This is a genomic window from Lysinibacillus sp. RS10, assembly GCF_041956855.1.
Classification (GTDB): Bacteria; Bacillota; Bacilli; order Bacillales_A; family Planococcaceae; genus Lysinibacillus; species Lysinibacillus xylanilyticus_A.
Genome location: NZ_CP167122.1, coordinates 4,471,151 through 4,492,888, shown reverse-complemented (window position 1 = coordinate 4,492,888; position 21,738 = coordinate 4,471,151). Strand labels below are relative to the sequence as shown.

General features: G+C 38.6%; 14 protein-coding genes. 7 read left to right on the top strand and 7 right to left on the bottom strand.

Going from position 1 to position 21,738, the window contains the following annotated elements; genetic code table 11:
• Window positions 1–458: 458 nt before the first annotated feature.
• Window positions 459–3,335, top strand: a complete 2,877-nt coding sequence (locus ACB089_RS22520; protein ID WP_374964010.1) for a Cna B-type domain-containing protein — start codon at window positions 459–461, stop codon at window positions 3,333–3,335.
• A gap of 444 nt (window positions 3,336–3,779) precedes the next feature.
• Window positions 3,780–4,328 carry an RNA polymerase sigma factor gene (locus tag ACB089_RS22515; RefSeq protein ID WP_068985177.1) on the top strand — a complete coding sequence of 183 codons (549 nt, stop codon included), beginning with the start codon at window positions 3,780–3,782 and terminating at the stop codon, window positions 4,326–4,328.
• An 81-nt stretch (window positions 4,329–4,409) separates the two neighbouring features.
• Here ACB089_RS22515 and ACB089_RS22510 read toward each other — a convergent pair whose 3' ends face one another.
• Both ACB089_RS22510 and ACB089_RS22505 read right to left on the bottom strand, forming a co-directional pair.
• The gene (locus ACB089_RS22510; protein ID WP_374964009.1) at window positions 4,410–4,799 is read right to left on the bottom strand and encodes a hypothetical protein; all 390 of its coding nucleotides are present in this window, start codon (window positions 4,797–4,799) and stop codon (window positions 4,410–4,412) included.
• Between the two features lie 21 nt (window positions 4,800–4,820).
• On the bottom strand, window positions 4,821–6,764 hold the full coding sequence (locus tag ACB089_RS22505) for a helix-turn-helix domain-containing protein (protein WP_374964008.1): 1,944 nt from the start codon (window positions 6,762–6,764) through the stop codon (window positions 4,821–4,823).
• A 132-nt stretch (window positions 6,765–6,896) separates the two neighbouring features.
• On the opposite strand from ACB089_RS22505, the gene ACB089_RS22500 reads away from it, so the two are divergent.
• Window positions 6,897–8,123, top strand: coding sequence for an MFS transporter (locus ACB089_RS22500; protein WP_374964007.1), 1,227 nt, complete (start codon window positions 6,897–6,899; stop codon window positions 8,121–8,123).
• 2 nt (window positions 8,124–8,125) lie between these two features.
• Window positions 8,126–9,508, top strand: a complete 1,383-nt coding sequence (locus tag ACB089_RS22495; RefSeq protein WP_374964006.1) for an amidohydrolase — start codon at window positions 8,126–8,128, stop codon at window positions 9,506–9,508.
• 147 nt (window positions 9,509–9,655) lie between these two features.
• On the opposite strand, the gene ACB089_RS22490 is transcribed toward ACB089_RS22495, so the two are convergent.
• The 5 genes from ACB089_RS22490 to ACB089_RS22470 all read right to left on the bottom strand — a co-directional run bounded on the left by ACB089_RS22490 (window position 9,656) and on the right by ACB089_RS22470 (window position 14,273).
• Complete coding sequence (locus tag ACB089_RS22490; protein ID WP_068985181.1) at window positions 9,656–10,093, bottom strand: MarR family winged helix-turn-helix transcriptional regulator; 438 nt, start codon at window positions 10,091–10,093, stop codon at window positions 9,656–9,658.
• 23 nt (window positions 10,094–10,116) lie between these two features.
• Window positions 10,117–10,521, bottom strand: a complete 405-nt coding sequence (gene spx, locus ACB089_RS22485; protein ID WP_068985182.1) for a transcriptional regulator Spx — start codon at window positions 10,519–10,521, stop codon at window positions 10,117–10,119.
• A gap of 523 nt (window positions 10,522–11,044) precedes the next feature.
• Entirely contained in the window at window positions 11,045–12,610 is a 1,566-nt protein-coding gene (locus ACB089_RS22480; protein ID WP_374964005.1) for an ABC-F family ATP-binding cassette domain-containing protein, read from the bottom strand.
• A gap of 106 nt (window positions 12,611–12,716) precedes the next feature.
• Window positions 12,717–12,902, bottom strand: a complete 186-nt coding sequence (locus tag ACB089_RS22475) for an SE1832 family protein (protein ID WP_049667890.1) — start codon at window positions 12,900–12,902, stop codon at window positions 12,717–12,719.
• Between the two features lie 327 nt (window positions 12,903–13,229).
• On the bottom strand, window positions 13,230–14,273 hold the full coding sequence (locus tag ACB089_RS22470; protein ID WP_374964004.1) for a PseG/SpsG family protein: 1,044 nt from the start codon (window positions 14,271–14,273) through the stop codon (window positions 13,230–13,232).
• 306 nt (window positions 14,274–14,579) lie between these two features.
• Between ACB089_RS22470 and ACB089_RS22465 the strand changes: the two genes are divergently transcribed.
• From ACB089_RS22465 to ACB089_RS22455, 3 genes are all read left to right on the top strand, one after another.
• Window positions 14,580–15,431, top strand: a complete 852-nt coding sequence (locus tag ACB089_RS22465) for an NAD(P)H-binding protein (RefSeq protein ID WP_374964003.1) — start codon at window positions 14,580–14,582, stop codon at window positions 15,429–15,431.
• A 1,393-nt stretch (window positions 15,432–16,824) separates the two neighbouring features.
• On the top strand, window positions 16,825–17,379 hold the full coding sequence (locus ACB089_RS22460; RefSeq protein WP_374967615.1) for an NADPH-dependent FMN reductase: 555 nt from the start codon (window positions 16,825–16,827) through the stop codon (window positions 17,377–17,379).
• A 575-nt stretch (window positions 17,380–17,954) separates the two neighbouring features.
• Entirely contained in the window at window positions 17,955–21,737 is a 3,783-nt protein-coding gene (locus tag ACB089_RS22455; RefSeq protein ID WP_374964002.1) for a DEAD/DEAH box helicase, read from the top strand.
• The last annotated feature ends 1 nt before the right edge of the window (window position 21,738 follow it).

Here is a 21,738-nt window from a genome sequence, read left to right as displayed (position 1 = left end):
TTATAAGTAAAAAAATTGTCGAAAAAGATAATTTAATGTAAAAAAACTTTTGGCACAGTTTGTATTTATTGTAAAAGTAAAATATGGTTCTATTAACATTTTTTAATTCCTTAAAATGGATCTTATTGAGGTTTGCGAAATTGATAAAAATACTAGTTTCTAAACATTTTTATAAAATGGTACTATAGTAATGTTTTGGGAATCCTTAAAATATTTTTCAATTCTTTAGTCGTATGTTATATTACTTTAGGTGCTTTTTGGTTTATATTATTGAGAGTTTACTCACCTACGAGATTTTGTTAGGTTCTATATCGATAGTAAAAAGGTCTGTAAAGTTTTCCTTTCACTAAAATCCAAAGCAAGAAATTTTTACTGAAATAATATGAATCATATAAAGTTTAGCGATAATGGGGAATCTACATACGATACTCTGAAATTCAAACAGGAGGTTTATAAACATGCATGCCAAGAAATTATTTCCATTATTATTATGTTTTGTAGTCGTACTATTTCAAACAATAGTACCCAATGTAGGAAAAGCAAATGAACTAAACAATACAATGCTTATTGATAGTGCGCAAATTACAAAAACAGATTTAACATACGGAGAACAAACAGGAGTCCGTGTAACCTTTAGTGAAAAGCCTAATTTGAAATTAAAATCAGGCGATACAATCACAATGACATTACCACCTGAATTAAAAGGTTTTAATAAATCGATTAATCTAGATGATTATGGTACGTGTAATGTGACTGGCGAACAAGTTGTGTGTACGTTTAATAGTAAAGTAGATAAACGTGAAAATATTAAAGGTTTCTTTGAATTTACTATTCAAGCAACAAACGTAGAATCTGGAAGTTCAAAAACGATTAATACGAACTTTGGAACAAGTTTAAGTGAACAAGCTGTAAAAATTACTCATCCAGCTAGTAGCGGTTCTTCGCCAGGAATCTTCTTCTATAAAACAGGAGATATTCAGCCAAATAATTCAGACGAAGTTCGTTGGTTCCTAAACTTCAACTTAAAGAAGGAATATCTTGATAGTGATATCGTGTTACAAGATACTTCAAAAGGCGGTCAACAAATTCTAAAAGATAGTTTTTATATCCAAACAGATGGCTACTTAGGTAATCAACGACTCACACCTGAAGAGTTTCAAAGTAAAGGGTATGGATATGTAAGTTTTACGAGTGATAATACGTTTAATGTAATGATTTATCGAGATCGTGCAAGTTTAATGTCGTTTACTGTAGGTTACAAAACGACTATTACAGCTGAAGGCGTAAATGAAGAATATTTGAAGAATGGATATGATTTGACTTACAAAGTTAACAATCAACAGCCAGTACACGAGAAAAAAGAGGCTCAAGTAAAAAACATTTCAGCCAATGGTGGGGCTGTAGGAGATTTACCAGCTAAAGGTACATTAAGAATACTGAAATATATAGATGATCATAAAGAACAAGTCATTCCAGGTGTTCAATTTAAAGTTTTCACATCAGGTGGTCAACAAATTGGCGATTTTACAACCAATGACAAAGGAATTGTAGAAGTACCAAACTTGAAAGCTGGTGAGTACTATGTACAAGAAGTATCAGCTCCTGAATATGTAACATTTGACGCGAGTAAGAAAATTCCATTTACAATAGACGAGGATGCTGCAAAAGGTATTGAATTACCGATTTCTAATAGTTTGAAAAAAACCTCGATTGAGGGAACGAAAACTTGGAGCAACGATCGTGAACAAGATCGCCCTTCAGAAATCAAAGTAGATTTACTCAAAGATGGAGAGGTTATTGTTACAAAAACAGCAACAGCAGAAAATGGTTGGAAATATCAATTCGATCACTTAGACCAATACACAGTAGAAGGTAAAGAAATCCAATATGCTGTAAAAGAGCAACCTGTAGAGGGATATGAGTCTAAAGTTAATGGTTATGATATTTTAAATACCAAAATAGAAAAACCAGTGGATCCAAGTGAAAAACCAGTGGACCCAAGTGAAAAACCAGTGGACCCAAGTGAAAAACCAGTGGATCCAAGTGAAAAACCAGTGGATCCAAGTGAAAAACCAGTGGATCCAAGTGAAAAACCAGTGGACCCAAGTGAAAAACCAGTGGATCCAAGTGAAAAACCAGTGGATCCAAGTGAAAAACCAGTGGACCCAAGTGAAAAACCAGTGGACCCAAGTGAAAAACCAGTGGACCCAAGTGAAAAACCGGTAGAGCCGGGTGAAAAACCAGTGGACCCAAGTGAAAAACCAGTGGACCCAAGTGAAAAACCAGTGGACCCAAGTGAAAAACCAGTGGATCCAAGTGAAAAACCGGTAGAGCCGGGTGAAAAACCAGTGGACCCAAGTGAAAAACCGGTAGAGCCGAGTGAAAAACCAGTGGACCCAAGTGAAAAACCAGTAGAGCCGAGTGAAAAACCAGTGGATCCAAGTGAAAAACCGGTAGAGCCGGGTGAAAAGCCAGTGGACCCAAGTGAAAAACCGGTAGAGCCGAGTGAAAAACCAGTAGTTCCAAGTGAAAAACCAGTGGAGCCGAGTGAAAAACCAGTAGTTCCAAGTGAAAAACCGGTAGTTCCAAGTGAAAAACCAGTGGAGCCGAGTGAAAAAACAGTGGACCCAAGTGAAAAACCAGTGGCGCCAAGTGAAAAACCAGTGGAACCGAGTGAAAAACCAGTAGTTCCAAGTGAAAAACCAGTAGTTCCAAGTGAAAAACCGGTAGTTCCAAGTGAAAAACCAGTAGTTCCAAGTGAAAAACCAGTGGTTCCAAGTGAAAAACCAGTAGTTCCAAGTGAAAAACCGGTAGTTCCAAGTGAAAAACCAGTAGTTCCAAGTGAAAAACCAGTGGCTCCAAGTGAAAAACCGGTAGTTCCAAGTGAAAAACCAGTGGCTCCAAGTGAAAAAGTGGTAGAGCCAAGTGAAAAACCAATGGCTCCAAGTGAAAAACCGGTAGAGCCGAGTGAAAAACCAGTGGAGCCGAGTGAAAAACCAGTGGAACAAAGTGAAAAAACGAAAGACTCTGAAGATGCAGGTAAGGTAGAAGAGGAACAAAAAATTCCAGAGAAACCAGAACAATCGGTGGAACAGAGTGAAAAACCGAAATACTCAGGAAATGCGTCTAAGGAAGTAGAAAAGCCATCAGTAGAAAAGCATGTCAACAATGCTGTTCAAAATCAAAAAGTTGACCAAGAGGAGCAACAAACTCCAAATAAAGCTGAACGCTTACCTCAAACAGGGGAAAGTAACACAACTTTATATCAAGTACTTGGTTTAATCTTAGTAGCTTTAGCATGCTTGTTATTACGTCGTAGCAGAAAAGAAATTTAAAATATAAACCCCCTGTTTTGAACGAACAGGGGGTTTGTTATGTCGAAAAAGTTCTTATTTGTGAATACTGTTTTGGGACCAGTTTAATATGAACGGACACTAGTGAGCAGATTTAGGGCAGCGCTCATCAGAGCAACCCGATTTAAATGATGTGAGGAATCGAACGATAATCCTTCACTTGTTTTCATAAATTTCTGAATTTTGAGTTAGGTAATTTAAGTAAATACTATTGGGAATACAATAAAAAAGTAGCAGAAGAGGCGTGCTGAGTAGCTTTTCTTTGAAAAAGTAATATAGTAGTAAAACAATTTTTACGAATATTACAAGTGAAAGGATTTAAGCTTACACGATTGTAATGTAATTGAAAGCCAATACGATAGAGTGTAATACATTATTTTGCGAGAATGTGTATAGAAGCAAGAACAAGAAGCGGAGGAATACACAATGAATGAAAAATTAGAAGGCGTATATGAGGAATACAATCGTTATATATATCATTTATGTTTAAAACTTACTCGCAATAATATTGAAGCTGAAGATTTAATGCAAGAAGTATGGGTAAAAGTTGTGCGCTATGAGGATAGCGTTGCCGAGGTGGAGCATATTAAAGCTTGGCTTACAACAATTACAATGAATACATTTAGAGATCGCTATCGTAAAAAAGTTCGACGTAGTAAATACATGATGAACCAACCTGAAACATTAGACGTACCGATTTTAGATTTGGTTCCCAATAATGATATTTCGACTGAAGAAAAAATTGAAAAAGATGTTGTTACTAAATTAGTACAGGATAAAATGGAGCAATTAGATGGGATCTATCGTAAAACATTATGGTATTTTTACATAGACCAATACTCACTTGCTGAAATCTCATCTATTATGAAAGTTTCAATTGGTACTGTGAAATCTCGTTTATTCCGTGCTAAAGCTCGTTTGAAAGAAATGCTTATGGCTGATGTTTCAATCGTAGAGTCTGTGCTACCAGCATGATAACATGTATTGGTCGCACTAAACTAATTACTTAGACGGAAGTATACGTTCGACCAATCCGATAAAAGATGCATTGCAAAATTATGTTGCGATGCATCTTTTTTTTAATTTTATTACCGGTAAAACGGGGAACATCGCCGGTAAAAGTGCCAGAAACGCCGGTAACCCAGAGGACATCGCCGGTAAAAGTGCCAGAAATGCCGGTAACCCAGAGGACATCGCCGGTAAAAGTGCCAGAAACGCCGGTAACCCGGAGAACATCGCTGATAAAAGTGCCAAAATCGCTGATAAACCACCGAACATCGCTGATAAAAGTGTCAAAATCGCTGATAAACCACCGAACATCGCTGATAAAAGTGTCAAAATCGCTGATAAACTACCGAACATCGCTGATAAAAGTGTCAGAAACGCTGATAAATCACCGAACATCGCTGATAAAAGTGCCGAAATCGCTGATAAAACATCGAACATCGACGGTGGAACCTCAAACTTTCACTCACTTAAATGCAGGGCTAAATGAATCTCTAAATAATGTGCTGGATTGTGTAAATCACGATCTAACAATTGTTTAATTTTCTCAAGTCGGTGGTATAGCGTATTTTGATGAATGTGTAAGGTAGAAGCTGTTTTTGAAATAGAACGATTTTGATGAATATAACAACGAAGTGTTTTAAGTAAAGTTTCATCCTTTTGCTTGTATAACGGAGCTAATATATCATGAACGAATTGTCCAAGCTCTTCTTCGCTTTGCTTGTTGAACAATCGATTAATACCTAGCTCTTCATAACAAATAATGGTTACCTCATCTTCTTTGTTTGCTTGGCGCGTAGCTTGTTGAAGTGCTTGCTGACTTTCTTCGGCGCTCTGAGCAACATTTAATAAATGATCCTGTATAGCTCCTATGCCTATTGCCACCTGTTGATGATAAAACTGAACCCAACTAATAATAGCCTGCGTTAATTGTTGTTTTATTTTGTGACGAAACGCCGTATCTCCTTGTAATACCCAAACGATTGTTTCGCGTAGTGTAAATATAAAATGCTGCCCTTTAAAATATTGCTGTACATGTTGAATAAATTGCATACTATTTTTATGAGAAAATTGTTTAAGCCCAAATTTTACGACGAATGTTGGTTTCTTAATATCGAGCCCTAATTCATCATAACGAGAATCAACTAGAGGGGCACGTCCAGAGATAAGCTGTTGAAAAAGCTCGAAACGTTCTTTAAAATTCGTTTGTCCTGTCGCTTGTATTTGTAGTGATTTTAAAGTTAAGCTCATCGCTGCGTTTTCGATAATCATACGTTGTTGGCTCGTCAATTTCTCCAACTGCTGAATAATTAAGTAACCGAAAATTTCTCTTTCATTTCGGATTGGGAAAATATAGCCTATATCCATTAATTGTTCCTCTTGAATTGTTGCTAGCTTGTTCATTGTTTCTAACTGTAAAAATGTTTTACGATCGGCTAAATTTACAAATTGTATGTCTAATTGTAATAATTCCTTCGTCGTTTGAATGATTTTCATTTCTTGTACATTTTGCAAAGATAGTTTAATAAAGATTTGGTGAATTTCATGTTGCTTTATAAAATAAGCATTTAACCGTTCTATTTCTTCATATGCCTCCGCATTTCTTATAGCAACTGCCGCCTGCGATGCGAAGCTTTCTAGAAGTCTTAGATCACTTTGTTGAAAAGCACGTTTATTTGTATATTGATGGACAATCATCACACCGAGTTTTCTTTCGTTAAAGGTAATAGGAACTGCCATCGATGTATTACTCTCGAATCTTCCTAAATGTATGGCTTCCATTAATGCGTCTAGATTGAATTTTGTAACATTGCTCATAATCTCTAAAGTTTCTTGATAGTTATAAATGGCTGATACGCCTGTTTGGAATGTATAACCTGCCATTCCCTCGCCTAATTGGGGAGCATAATCAAAGATGCGCTCTGTCACACCCGCACTAGCTACTGTATATAAACGCTCCATTTCAGGGTTGAATAACATTAAAAATCCACGGTCAATTACTGGAATAGCTAGAATGGCAAAATCCATGATGGTCTGCAACAGCGTTTTTATTTTCAAAGTTGAATTCATTACTCCTATAAGCTGCATAATGGCTAATTTCTGCTCACGCTGCTGTATGAGGAATTTTTGATAAAAGGTCTTTTCTAGCTGCCAAACTAAAAATTGCTCATCATAACCAGTAAAGTCCCCAAAGATGATACCTTGTACAATGTACTCATTTGGCTCTGGTATGTATATCGTTGCACTAAAGCGTTGCTGTTGTTTATCCCAATGTACTCCTTTTAGATCGGGGTTAATATCACAAGGTCGACCATAAAATAAAGACCATTCCTTTGTTGCGCTATAAATATAAAAGCTACAATTTTCATCGTTCAATACAATTTCTTCATGTTCCCCTAGAGACATCGTTATTTCGACTCCTTTCACTAAATTTCGGAATATATTCTAATGATCTTTTATAAACATTGTAAGATATTCTAATGATATCGTCCTTTATTTATCTTAATATTTAAATAATTTAATGAAAGGAGTGGAGTTATGAATGTCGAACTAAAAAACCGCAGTAATTTAATTTTAGGCGTTTTATTCTTTGGATGGATGGTTTCATATATTGACAGAACTGCTATCAGCTTAGCTTTAATTAATATTGGTAATGACCTATCCTTAACAGCTACTGAACTAGGATTTGTTTTAAGTGCCTTCTTCTTTGGATATGCTGTGATGCAAATTCCTGGTGGATGGCTAACGGATAAGTACGGAGCGATTAAATTATTAATTGGTGCCGTTATTTTTTGGTCAGTTTTCACTGCATTTACGGGATTGGCTTGGTCACTCACTTCACTACTCTTAATTCGGTTTTTATTTGGTATTGGAGAAGGCGGATATCCTGCTGCAAGTACAAAAGCAATCTCTATATATTTTCAGAAAGAACAACGTACAAAGGCTCAAGCGACAATGATGTCATCCAATATGATAGGTAGTGCTATCGCTCCTATTATTTGTGCTCCTCTATTATTGGTAATGGATTGGCGCAATGTATTTTTCTTAATTTCTGGTTTAGGACTTCTTTTTGTAATCGCTCTTTTGTGGAGTACGAAAAATGCACAAACATCTATACCAGAGGAGCGAAAGGAGAGCGAAGAGAAGGGCTCTTTTAGCAAAATATTAAAAAATACTTATTTAATGCGTGTACTTCTTATTTTCTTCTTTATTAATATAGCAAACTGGGGATTGAGCTCATGGATGCCAACATATTTAATGAAAGTGCATGGTCTTGATTTAAAAAATGTCGGATTCATCGCCGCTATACCAGCCATTTTCGCAGCTATTGGAATGATTATAAGTGGGCGTATCATCTCAAAGATAGGAGGGCGCTCGAAATATGGCGTGATTTTCGGAGCGGTTGTGCTAGCTGTTTGTTTGTATCTCATGTCTACAGCCGCTTCTGCAGCACTAGCTATTACGTATCAATCAATCGCCTTTATATTCGTATCTTTTATGTCCTCGTTTATATTTACAACACCACATCGTGTCGTCAATCAACAAAATGTTGGGACAGCTTTTGGCGTAGTAAATTTTGGTGGTCAAGCAGCCGGCATTATTTCGCCAATAATTATGGGTTATTTAATTAATGTATCAGGTGGTTCTTTTAAAACATCATTTATATTTTTAGCCATTATGTGTGTAATCGCTGCTGTAATTGCTGTTACTTTACCAGTTAATCATCAGCAACAAACAAAAATAAAATCTGTGGAGGGATACTAACTATGAAACGGCATTTATTTGATTGGATGCAACGACATGAAGAAACTTTCAGTCATATGGCAAAGCAAATTTGGGACAATCCTCAGCTAGGCTATGAAGAAACATTTGCTTCTGTACTGCAACAAGATTTTCTGAAAAAAGAAGGATTTGATATTGTTACGCCGATTGGTGATGTAGAAACTGCCTTTTATGCACAGTGGGGATCAGGTAGTCCAATTATTGGAATTTTAGGAGAGTTTGACGCGCTTCCAGGATTATCGCAGCAAGTCAGTTCATTATATTCGCCTGTGGAGGAAGGGGCACCAGGGCATGGCTGTGGTCACAATTTATTAGGAACGGCTGGAGTAGAAGCTGTAGTTGCCTTAAAAGAAGTGATGAAGCTTAACAATTTACAAGGAACGATTCGCTATTACGGATGCCCAGCAGAGGAATTGTTATCTGGAAAATCGTATATGGCACGGGCAGGTGTTTTTGATGATTTAGATGTAGTCTATACGTGGCATCCATTCACGTTTAACATGACAGCGAATTTCTCTATGCAAGCACTCACTGCCATTGAATTTTATTTTTCAGGTAGGACGGCACATGCTGCTGGTGCACCACATCTAGGGAGAAGTGCACTTGATGCTGTTGAATTGACGAATGTCGGAGCCAATTATTTACGGGAGCACGTGCCAGACGGTTCTCGTATTCATTATCAAATTACAAATGGAGGCTTAGCACCGAATATTGTTCCAGATAAAGCAAGTGTCTATTATTTCCTACGCGGAGCAAATCGTGATGCTGTTAAAGATTTAGAGCGCAGACTCATTAAGGTAGCAAAAGGGGCAGCGATGATGACAGAAACAGAAGTGCATTGGGGGATTAAGGCAGGGTGTTATGATACTTTACCAAATCTCACTTTAAATGAGCAAATGTTGGCACAGTGGAACGAACTACAGCCATTATCTTTTACAGAGGATGAGCTTGCTTTTGCAAAGTCGTTACAGGCTTCATTAGATCCTTCTGTTCTTGCAGGTGCTGCCCAACAATCTTTTGTACCAAATGAAATAAGTAAAGAGGTATTGGTGGAGCAGGTATTTCATTTTCCACAAACGTTTCGCCAATCCATGCAAGGTTCTAGCGATTTAGGGGACGTTTCGTGGATTGCGCCCCTTGGTCAGGTATTTACAACCTGTGCTCCTCATGGGGTCCAAGTGCATACTTGGCAAGCGACTGCTGCTTTTGGATCTTCACTTGGCATGAAGGGGATGCATTATGCTGCAAAAGCAATGGCAGGAGCTGCGTTTGATTCCTTACTAAATCCTGCTGTTATTCAAAAAGCGAAAGAAGAATTTATGAATTTAAGAGCTGGGAAACAGTATGAATGTGGTATTCCGGAATAAGTAAAAGCATCAATTCTGGTTTAAAACTAAGCGTCTAGAAATAGTTGGGGTGGAGGGCAGTCACCCATAATTTGGCCAAATGAAAAACACCTTTAAAAGTTAGATATATGTCTAACTTTTAAAGGTGTGAAAATCGGACTGTTACTCTTACCGAGTAGATTCATTGTTAAGTAATTTTGCAAAAATCTCACGTAATGTTTGTATTTCCTCAGCTGAGAGCATACCAAACATATTGTTGAGAATTTCGCTAACTTGTTGACGAGATTTTTCCAAAATGTCTTTGCCATCAGGTGTAATGATCAATTGAAATGCTCTTCGATCTGTGGCATGTTGTGTTTTTTCAATAAAGCCAGCATTAATGAGCTTACTTGTTAAAACAGTGACGCCACCTGTTGTTACCTTTAACCGATCAGCAATGGCAGAAGGGCGTTTTGGTCCCTCCTGCGATAAGTAGTCTAAAATTAAAATATGGGATTTTGAAAAGCCGAGTACATTTTGATTATTCCACTCGTTTGCCCACTTACGCTCAATAGAAGAAACTACTTCAAACAACGAGGTAAGGGTTATTTGTTTTTCTTGATCCATATAAGGTCATCTCCAAAACTGTTTTAACTTTCTTGTGCCAATCTTGTCATAGCATTTAATTCAAAAGCACGAACTTTACGTGGAATAAAACGACGAATGTCCATCTCATTGTACCCAACTTGAATACGTTTTTCATCAATTAAGATAGGGCTGCGTAGCATTCTTGGATGAGCCTGAATTATTGCAAACAACTCTTGAATAGAGAGCTGATCGATATCAACATTTAAATTTTTAAAATCGTTTGAGTTTGTCGCAATAATTTCATCTGTTCCATCTTCTGTCATGCTTAATATTTCTTTAAATTCTGCAAGTGTAAGTGGGTGTGAAGTAATACGTTTTTCTTTATATTCGATGTTGTGATCTTTTAACCATTTTAATGCTTTTCTGGATGAAGAACAGCTCGCTTGTGAATAAATAATAACTGTCATTCTTCATTCCCCGCTTTCTTTTTTAGGATTATATTTTATAGATATCTTATTAGTAAGTTAAGTAGGTTATATATATATCTTACTAGTAAGTTATATATAAATCAATAGCTATTTGAAAAAAAATCAAATAGAAATGATGTATTTTTCTATACTAAAATATACGTTCAAAAGAGCAAAAAGTTTCGTAAATTCAGCTTACAATGATGTAAGTTTATTCAATATTAATAATAGATGCTTAAAGAATTTGAGAGTTGTCTTAAAATAGGGAGAAATAGTTTGATTTAATAGCGGTAGATAGAGTTGTTAATCCACTGATTATTATTATGATTAAATGTTGGGTTTTATGCATAGATAAAAAAATTTTATTTGAGGCTAAGGAGAGAAGTGGTTTTCAAAAGCTCGGGTAGGTTGGAGAACTGCTCAGGTCCCACGATCCCCACGCTCAATTTCCAGCTACTAAAAAGAGGGCAGCACCGAGTGATCCAAGAATCACATCGGTAACTGCCCACCATTAATAATATTCCTAGCTTTGTTGCCCTGAAGTAAACCAGTCTTGGACATTCCAGACCTTTGTTGCTAAACCTTCATAGAAATCAGGTTCATGGCTTACTAACACGATTGTGCCTTTAAATTCTTTCATGGCACGCTTTAGCTCATCTTTTGCATCGACATCTAAGTGATTTGTTGGTTCGTCAAATATGAGCCAGTTTGCCTCTTCCATCATTAACTTACATAAACGAACCTTTGCTTGCTCACCACCAGATAAAGAATTAAGTGGGCGAGTAATATGCTCCGTTTTTAGTCCCGCACGTGCTAATGCTGCACGTACTTGTGCTTGCTCCATAGAAGGGAAGGCATTCCATACATCATCGATTGGTGTAATTTTGTCTGCCTTTACTTCTTGTTCGAAGTAAGATGGGTAAAGATAGTCCCCACGAATAACTTTTCCATCCAGTGGGTTTATTTTGCCTAGCATCGTTTTTAATAATGTTGATTTACCGACACCATTCATACCGACTAGAGCAATTTTTTCCCCGCGTTCAATCTCAAAGGTAAGTGGGGGAAGTAACGGCTTGTCCTTATCATATCCAATGACTAAGTTTTCAGCCTCTACTACATAACGGCTTGAAGAACGTGCCTCTTTAAAGCCAAATTCAGGTTTTACAGCTGATTCAGGACGATCGATACGCTCTAAACGGTCAAGCTGCTTGGCGCGAGATTTTGCACGACCAGTAGTAGAGTAGCGAGCTTTATTTTTCGCGATAAAATCCTCTTGTTTTTTTATGAATTCCTGTTGTTTTTCATAGGCATCAATATGCTGACGTTTATTGATTTCAGCAAGCTCTAAAAACTTTTCATATGTTGCTGTATAGCGAGTTAATTTTGAAAACTCTAGTTGGAAAATAACGTCCACCGTTTCATTCATAAACTCCGTATCATGCGAAATTAATAAGAAAGCATGTGGATAGTTCTTTAAATAGTTTTTCAACCATGTAATATGCTCTTCATCCAGATAGTTCGTTGGCTCATCGAGTAATAGTACTTTTGGTTTTTCAAGTAATAGTTTTGCTAGTAAAACCTTTGTACGTTGACCACCAGAAAGAGCAGCGACATCACGTTCCAAGCCGATTGCATCAAGACCAAGACCTCGTGCAACCTCTTCAATTTTCATATCAAGAGAGTAGAAATCCCCTGCATCCAGAGCATCCTGCACCTCAGCCATTTGCTCTAGTAAAACTTCTAATTCTTCAGGTGTCGCTTCAGCCATTTTGCCTGTAATTTCATTAAGCTCTTCTTCTTTTTTATATAAAGGAAGAAAGGCGTCACGTAATGCATCACGCATCGTTCGGCCAGCTGTTAATACAGTATGCTGATCTAAATAGCCGTAATGTGTTCCTGGAAGCCATTCAACCTTTCCAGCATCGTGGATTGCTTGGCCTGTAATAATGCTCATTAATGTGGACTTACCAACACCGTTTGCACCTACAAGACCAATATGATCACCTTCAACTAAACGAAAGGATACATCTTTAAAAAGTGTGCGGTCTCCGAATGAATGACCTAAATTTTCAACTGTTAATACTGCCATATATGTTCCTCCAATTTCAATCCATACATTTATGTGAAATAGTAGCCGTCTTCCTAAAGAGACAACTGTTTGTGAAGTGTTTTAATTTCGCTAAGCTTTTTCATTATTATAGTTCTGCTAATTGTTTATTTAACTCCGCTAGCGTTGCTTCCATATTTGCCAGGCGTTGCTCTGCTTTTGCTACTTGATCATTATGACCTGTAGATTCAAGCTTCTCAATGTCGCCTTGTAAATTCATATAATCCATTTTTAGCTCTCTAATTTGATATTCAATATCACTTTTTGATGGCACGATAATTGCTCCTTTTATGTGTTTATTTTATAACGAATGCGTATATCAATTATGCCTCGGCATAATTGCGTCTGGAATCGGCTTTGTGTTTACACAAAGAACTCCTTTTCGATTCCATGACATCCGCCGGAGGCTTTACCTTCTTTCAGCAGGTGTCCAAACACCTGCTGAAAGAAGGTAAAAGCGATGGAGGTTTTTTTATCCCCCACCGCTTATTAGTTAATATCAATCGGGTACTTATGTTGCTTGAATTCACTTCTTATAATGAAAGATAAGTGAAAGTGAAAAATTCTTCTATATTGTATCATATCCACCTTCAAAGAATCACTAAGTAGAAGCGATATTGTGTCGATCGTAAGCGAAATCTAAAAGCAACGACTGTAGTGCTTCATTGTTGCTTACTAAATTGAGCTGTCGTTGCTTTTTTACAGCTCTTTCGCTTCGGGCCTCATGTAATAAAAATTCCATGACAGCGTTTTGAATTTGTGATTGCTTCATTTTGCGACCTAATCCAAGGTGAATAAAGCCGTTCTGTTCACGAGGGAAGGCATGTAATAGCTCCGCCTCAGTTTGTGCAAGAGTAATACAAGGTACACCGTAAGAGGCAATTTTATAAGGTGTATAGTTAGCATTACAAATAATAACATCTGCTTTTGGTAATAGTTTTAGGAGTGCGTTTTTATCACGAAGAATGGCAGTGTTACGACGACTAAGCACCATCATTTGCAAATCATCTGTTGCGTGTCGATAGCTATCATCAATCATAACTGTAATTTGTAGTGGGATTTGTAGCTGCGTTAAGTGTCGAAGAGTACGGTAGGTTAAGTTATGCTCGTCCCCATCTTCAAAGGCAACAACAATATGAGGTGGGTTTTCAGGTATCTTACTGTCTGGTCTATCATCAAAATTTTGAAAAGCTTGTGGTAATGCGAAGTTGAAACTACCACCAATATAATGAGATGGTAAATAATCTTTAACTTCTTGATAGAGTGCTAGCAAAACACAGTCACAGGCTTGACCACCCTCACCAAAGTCATCAAAATGAATGATTGTTTTGCAGAATGGTCGTAAATTTTGTACTTGCCAACTTTCAGAGTTACGGCCATCTCTTACAATTAAATCAGGTTGAATACTTCTCATATGCTTCGGTAGCTCATCGAAATGTTCAAATAAGATTGGGGCGAGATTTTCATTCATTAAAATTTGAATCTCATCATTTGAAGGGGTTTTTACAAATATGAAAACTTGTTCATTAGCAAGTAGCTTTGCCAGCGTTGCAACCCGTTCAAAAGGATACAGCCCTTTATCAATACAGCTTTCAATAATGAAAACAATCTTTTTTTTCAGTTCCATTTGAGTTTCGTTTTGCAAATGTATCCCATCCTTTCATCTGTCTATTTAAACTATGGTGAAAAAAGGTCAAGTATGTGTAAAAAATTAGGATTAGATAAATTGTGACATAATGTATACCGGATTCGTTAAACTGTATTGCTTTTAAATGGTTTTTCAAAACTCCTAAAATTAAAAGAGTAAGAGTTCCTTCATTGTCCGATAAATAAAGTAGAGCTATCGGGAATATACATACGATTGTTTTAGTTCATTACCAAAAATAAAATGTTACGTTCTTCCAGTAATGTGACTTCTGGAGCGAACAGAGTACAGAAAGGGGTACAACCAATGGGAATGCGCGCAGCGATTGTTGTAGGGGCTACTGGATTAACAGGTACCTCTCTTGTCAAACAATTATGTGAGAATGATGAATATGTTTCGGTTACAGTAATTGTACGAAGAGAACCAGCATTTACGCATCCAAAGCTAGAAGTAAAAATTCGTAATTTTGATACTTTAGAAGAAAAAGATATCGAATTGGCGCATGAGCTCTATTGCTGTTTAGGAACAACAATTAAAAAAGCTGGATCGCGTGAGGAATTTGAGAAAGTTGATTTTGAATATCCGCTAACGATAGCTTCGTTAGCAAAAAAACGAGGAATTCCACATATGCTTGTCATCACAGCGATGGGGGCGAATGAAAATTCTCCATTTTACTATAATCGAGTAAAAGGAAAGCTAGAGCATGATTTATTGGACCTAGGTTTACAGAGACTTTCTATTATTCGCCCATCGTTATTAGTCGGGGAGAGAGAGGAATTTCGCTTAGGTGAAAAAGCAGGAGAGCAAGTTTTAAAGTTTGTAAAGCCGCTATTAGTGGGGCCACTAAAACGCTCAAGGTCTATAGAAGCCTCCCAGGTTGCAAAGGCGATGATCGTAATTGCTCTGCAACAGCACGGTACTAAACAGCCTGTTACTGTTTATCAATCTCAGGAATTGGCTAAGTTAGATTTTCCTGAAACGCAGGATGAGGATGTTTCGAAGGAGAAATTATTTAATTGGGATAAGCACAAATTACCAGGCTCTAACGATGAAGGAGATAAAGTAAATCGAGAAGTCGTTATAAATCGAGATAAATATAAGATAGAAGAAACTGTTGTAGATAAAGAAGTAAATTTTCATCATCGTGAGGATAAATAATAGGTTCATCATCAAAAGTTGGGGATTACATTTGTTAAAACGTATTCCATGTATATAAGATTGCAGTGGAGACTGGGCGACTCCATGGGGATCAGCGATAGAGGAACGAAGGTTAAAACCATCATGTCCTGTGATAACGCCTTCGTGACCAACATCATGCTGCTGTCGCTTCGCTTTCGCGCAAAAAACACCATGCTGCTGTCGCTTCGCTTTCGCGCAAAAAACACCATGCTGCTGTCGCTTCGCTTTCGCGCAAAAAACACCATGCTGCTGTCGCTTCGCTTTCGCGCAAAAAACACCATGCTGCTGTCGCTTCGCTTTCGCGCAAAAAACACCATGCTGCTGTCGCTTCGCTTTCGCGCAAAAAACACCATGCTGCTGTCGCTTCGCTTTCGCGCAAAAAACACCATGCTGCTGTCGCTTCGCTTTCGCGCAAAAAACACCATGCTGCTGTCGCTTCGCTTTCGCGCAAAAAACACCATGCTGCTGTCGCTTCGCTTTCGCGCAAAAAACACCATGCTGCTGTCGCTTCGCTTTCGCGCAAAAAACACCATGCTGCTGTCGCTTCGCTTTCGCGCAAAAAACACCATGCTGCTGTCGCTTCGCTTTCGCGCAAAAAACACCATGCTGCTGTCGCTTCGCTTTCGCGCAAAAAACACCATGCTGCTGTCGCTTCGCTTTCGCGCAAAAAACACCATGCTGCTGTCGCTTCGCTTTCGCGCAAAAAACACCATGCTGCTGTCGCTTCGCTTTCGCGCAAAAAACACCATGCTGCTGTCGCTTCGCTTTCGCGCAAAAAACACCATGCTGCTGTCGCTTCGCTTTCGCGCAAAAAACACCATGCTGCTGTCGCTTCGCTTTCGCGCAAAAAACACCATGCTGCTGTCGCTTCGCTTTCGCGCAAAAAACACCATGCTGCTGTCGCTTCGCTTTCGCGCAAAAAACACCATGCTGCTGTCGCTTCGCTTTCGCGCAAAAAACACCATGCTGCTGTCGCTTCGCTTTCGCGCAAAAAACACCATGCTGCTGTCGCTTCGCTTTCGCGCAAAAAACATCATGCTGCTGTCGCTTCGCTTTCGCGCAAAAAACATCATGCTGCTGTCGCTTCGCTTTCGCGCAAAAAACATCTGTTGCCCCGACGTCCACAGGAAAGCGTCCAGTTGGAACGGAAATCAACTCCACGCTATGGAGACGAGCCAAATAATAAAAGAAATATAATTTTAATAACAAGTAATCGCCGTACCAAAGTCCACTTTCTGTAGCAATAGTTCTTGTGTAGACTACGTTCCGCCTAAAGACTGAATTTACATGTTTAACTACTACATTTCTTTCCGTGCCTCTTTTCATTTGTTACAATATTCTTGTAGAAGATGAAAGTGGAGGCAAAGTGAAAATGAAAATTTTACTCGTTGACGGCACAATGTTTGGTCGTAAAACTGGTGCTATTTTAGAGCAAGTGGAGCAATACATTAAAGAATTAGATGCAAGTTTCGAGTTAGAAATTATGCATTTTAGTCAATATAAGCATCAAATTGTAGACGGTTCACCGTTAAATGATGACATGAAGGAAATGATTCAAAAGTTCGAGGAAGCGGATGCGTATATTATCGCTACACCGATTTTCCAAGCGTCGATTCCGGGTGTTTTAAAAAATGCATTCGACTTCTTGCATCCGAAAACAATGCGCTATAAGCCAGTATCTATCGTTGCCAATGGTGGCACATACCAGCACCATTTAGTAGTAGAAAATCAACTGAAACCAATTTTAGATTACTTCCGTGCGCTTGTAACGCCGAACTATGTATATACACACACATCTCACTTCGATGCAGATAATAATATTGTCGACGAAGATGTTCATGATCGTTTACGTGAATTGGCTCGTGTTTTTGTGCAGTATTGTGAAATGAGCAAAACATTGCCGAAAGAACCGATTGATCAACATTAAAATAAAATTTATCCCTTGTGCAGTGGAAGGAAATCACTGTGCAGGGGATTTTTCTTTTAATTTCTTTCAGCGGGTGTCCAAACACTGCTGAAATATAGGAACTCAGTCTAAGAGCGCCACGTCCTGTGGCAATTTATCTGTGCGAAAGCGAAGCGACAGCAACATGTTTTTATCTGTGCGAAAGCGAAGCGACAGCAACAACACACGACTGAGTGACCAACATCATGTTGCTGACGCTACGTTAGCACTGCGCTTTCGCACAAAAAACATCATGTTGCTGACGCTACGTTAGCACTGCGCTTTCGCAAAAAAAACATCATGTTGCTGACGCTACGTTAGCACTGCGCTTTCGCACAAAAAACATCATGTTGCTGACGCTACGTTAGCACTGCGCTTTCGCACAAAAAACATCATGTTGCTGACGCTACGTTAGCACTACGCTTTCGCGCAAAAAAACATTTGTTGGCCTAAAGCCTCCGGCCGATTCCAGACGCAATTATGTCGAGGCATAATTGATGTATCCTTTTACGATGTGATAAAATTGAACTTTAGTGATTCGGAAGGGAGGGCTGCTCATGCAGGACATAGCTTTACTAGAAAAACAACGCTGTAATCTCATTTTGACAAATAAAGCGAAGGAAGCGGTAGAGGAATGCTCAGCAAATGAGCATGCCTTTTTTGCGTTACAAAAAACTTTCACTGTTTACATCGAAAAACGTAAGGCAAAAACACTTGGTGAAACGTTTTTATCGATTTATTTTAATGCGGAGCAGAATGAAAAGTTAACGGATGTCATGGCTGAGAAAACAGCCATTATGGATTGTGTGCTAAAGGTTGAAGGATTGCTAGCTACAAATCTTCGGTTTGTACATATGCGAGGCCCGATTAATACAAACCGACGCCTACCAGCAGCATTACAATTTGTCACAAGACCTAATAATGGAGCAGGGATTCCGCTTAATCTTCATACAAAAATAAGAGAGTTACCAATAGCCGAGGAGCGCACAGAATATGTAAAAAAGCGTATCGGGAGCTGGGAAGGCTATTTAAAAATTCAAGAACGTGATGCGACCGTTGATGATATTCATACCGAATTTAAGCAAAGCTATTTTAATGAAGATTTTACGCGGCTTACCATTGTCTGCCCTTATATAAAGTCAAAGGAATGGAAGAAGCTTGAAGGGTTAAGTGTGAACATTCAAGGGGTACGTGGTGAAATTGGACAAGTATTAAAGGCTAATGCAGGGAAGCAGACAGTAGAAATTGACTTGAAGCCTTTTGTGCAGGATTTAGCACGTAAAGATCAACTTAACCTTCGTTCTAAGCAAGCAAGTTTTAGTAATTTTGCGACATTGAGTCAAATTAGACGATTACGTAATGGTTTTACAAAGCTAGAAAAAGGTGAGGCCGTTAACCCTAATTTAGAGACAATACTATTTGAAAAACGCCCAACTGTTCGAACAGCAAAGCTACGAGACGATATTGATTTTCACAATAATTTAAACGAATATCAACGACGGGCCGTTTTAGGGGCATTGTCTGTTGAAGATTTGTATGTGATTCAGGGACCTCCCGGCACAGGGAAGACCACCGTTATTTCTGAAATTTGTCAGCAAAATGTCAAGGCTGGTTTAAAAACACTTGTAGCTTCTCAATCAAATCTAGCCGTGGATAATGCATTGGGCCGACTTCTTTCCAATCAAGAAATTCGAATTTTACGCTATGGTAGAACGGAAAGTATTGAAGAAGAGGGTAAAAAATTTATTGAAGAAAATGTTGCGCTTCATTGGCGTGAGCAAACTCTTGCAGCGATTGAAGAGGAAATCACAGCATTTACTGAACGTGAGCAGGAACTGAAATCTAGTTTAATCAAAGCTAAGGAAGAGCAAGAAAAGCTTAAGGAATGGCTTGAGGAACTAACAAAAGAAATAGCTGCAAAAGAACAGGCTGCAATAGACGAGCCTATTTTACAGCAGGAAATCCAAGCGTTAAAAAAAGAATTGAAGGCTGCAAAAGCTGAACAGCAGGAGTGCGAGGCGCAAAAAGAGCATTACGAAAAACAGCTGGCGCAAATCGAGCCTGCTGTAAAGACACTGGAGCAGACCATTGCTGAAAACCCATCAATAGAGCAGTTAAAGCTTACTATAGAAGAAACTTCCCGAAAGATGGAGCAATTGGAAGCAGCTGCTCAATATAAGGAGCTGCAAGAGCAAAAGCAGCAGCTGACCCTGCAGTTCAAAGATATTCAATCGAAATATGAAGAAGAAAGTAACCGGCTCCGATTAATGAAGGAAGCGGAAAAATATATCGGTGATTTAACGTCCTATGAGCGAATCCAACGATTTTTACAGCACTATCAAGTTCGCCCTTCCTATGTGCTGACACAACAAATCAATCGGTTACAGCATTTAGAGGACGCCAAGGATTTAGAAGCATGGTCAACAATTAATGGACGTCTACAAAAGGCTATCACAAAGCTTGAAGCATTAGTAGCATATGAAGAAAAGGAACGTGCCCTTGCTAAAAGTAGATTACAGCCAGTTCAATCGTTTTCGTTGCAAAATCTCACAGGTGTTTTTGCCCAGCTTAATAAAGCCTTTGAAGATGATCAAACCCCACCTGCTGAACAAATTGAGAGCTTCTTGCTCGGATTATATATGCGTCGTGATTTTGTCTGGCAAAAAGGTGTAGCTCTTAAACAACAACAAGAGCATAAAGATCAGGAGTTTGAGTCCTTACGTAAAAATATTGGTGGACTAATACATCAAGAGTGTGCAATTACAAGCTTCGACGTCCAAAGCTTACAGCGACAATTGCAGCCGTTTTTACAGCATACAGAACGACTTCAGCAGCTAGCTGAGGCATTCCAAATTGATGCTGAGCCAGAGGAATCTGTAGAGCATTTAAAAATACTTGTATCGCAATCAAAGACTTCTCTTCAAACAGCAAGTCAACAGCTTGAGGCAGTTGAACATGCTCATACACAGCTCCTACCAAAGAAAGCGGCCCTTCAAACAGCGCAGACTAGCTTACAAGAGATTGAACAGGAGCTTGCACAAGTAGAAGAACGTATAAAAGAAATTAATATAGCTGGATTGAAGAAGGAAAAGCAGCTCACAGCATGTACAAGTCTCCTGCAATCAACACCAGAGCGCACTTTCGAGGAAGTAGAGGAAGCAATTGTATCCTCCAAAACAGCGCTAGAGGAATTACAGCGCAAAGAACAGCAGCTACCTCTTCGAAAAAAAATACAAGAGCAATGGCGTGACAAGCTGCAAAACGCTACGGAATATGATTTAGATGAAATTCGTAAATTATATGTGCGCCACGCTAATGTTATCGGTACAACATGCGTTGCTTCAGCGAGTAAGGAATTTATGGAGAACTACCCAACATTTGATGTTGTCATTATTGATGAAGTATCAAAGGCAACACCACCAGAGCTACTATTACCGATGCTTAAGGGTAAGAAAGTTATTTTAGTGGGCGATCATCATCAGCTACCTCCACTACTTGGAGATGACACGTTAGAGGAAACGTTAAAGGCGATGTTAGATGAAAATCCAAACTTTGATGGCGCACAGGAATTGAAAAATTTACTGCGTGAATCACTTTTTGAACGCTTATTTAATAATTTGCCGCAAACACATAAACAAATGCTGGCATTGCAATACCGTATGCATGAAAAAATTATGCATAGTATTACACCATTTTACGCAAAAGAGGAAAATGGTCTGCAATGTGGTTTACCAGATTCCGATGCAGCACGAGACCATAGCCTAGAAGGGCAATTTGTGAGCCGTAATGATCATTTAATGTGGATTGATATTCCTACCGAAAAACCTTATCTAGAGGAGCAGGTGAAGGGAGGAACGAGTCGTTATAATGAGGGTGAATTACAAACAATTCGCCGTATTTTAATAGACCTAAATGATGCTGTTATCGCAGCAAAAGAGGCAGGTCGCATGCCACAAGATGCACAAAAAAGCGTTGGAGTTATTAGCTTTTATGGGGAGCAAGTAAAGAGAATTAATCGCCTTCTTCAACAGGAATTACAGCTACCACATCTTCAGTTTAGAACAGGGACAGTCGATAAGTTCCAAGGTATGGAGATGGACGTCATATTAGTCAGTATGGTACGTAATACACCTAAAGGGGGAGACATTGGCTTTGCAAGAGATTATCGCCGCTTAAACGTTGCCTTATCTCGTGCCCGAGAGCTCTTACTACTTGTCGGAAGTGCTGAGATGTTTGCCAAACGTGCGAAACATCAAGATACACGTGACATGTACAGTAATCTGTTAGATACAGTGAAATCCTATAACGGCTTGCGTAATCATGAAGGTCAGGTGATGTAGA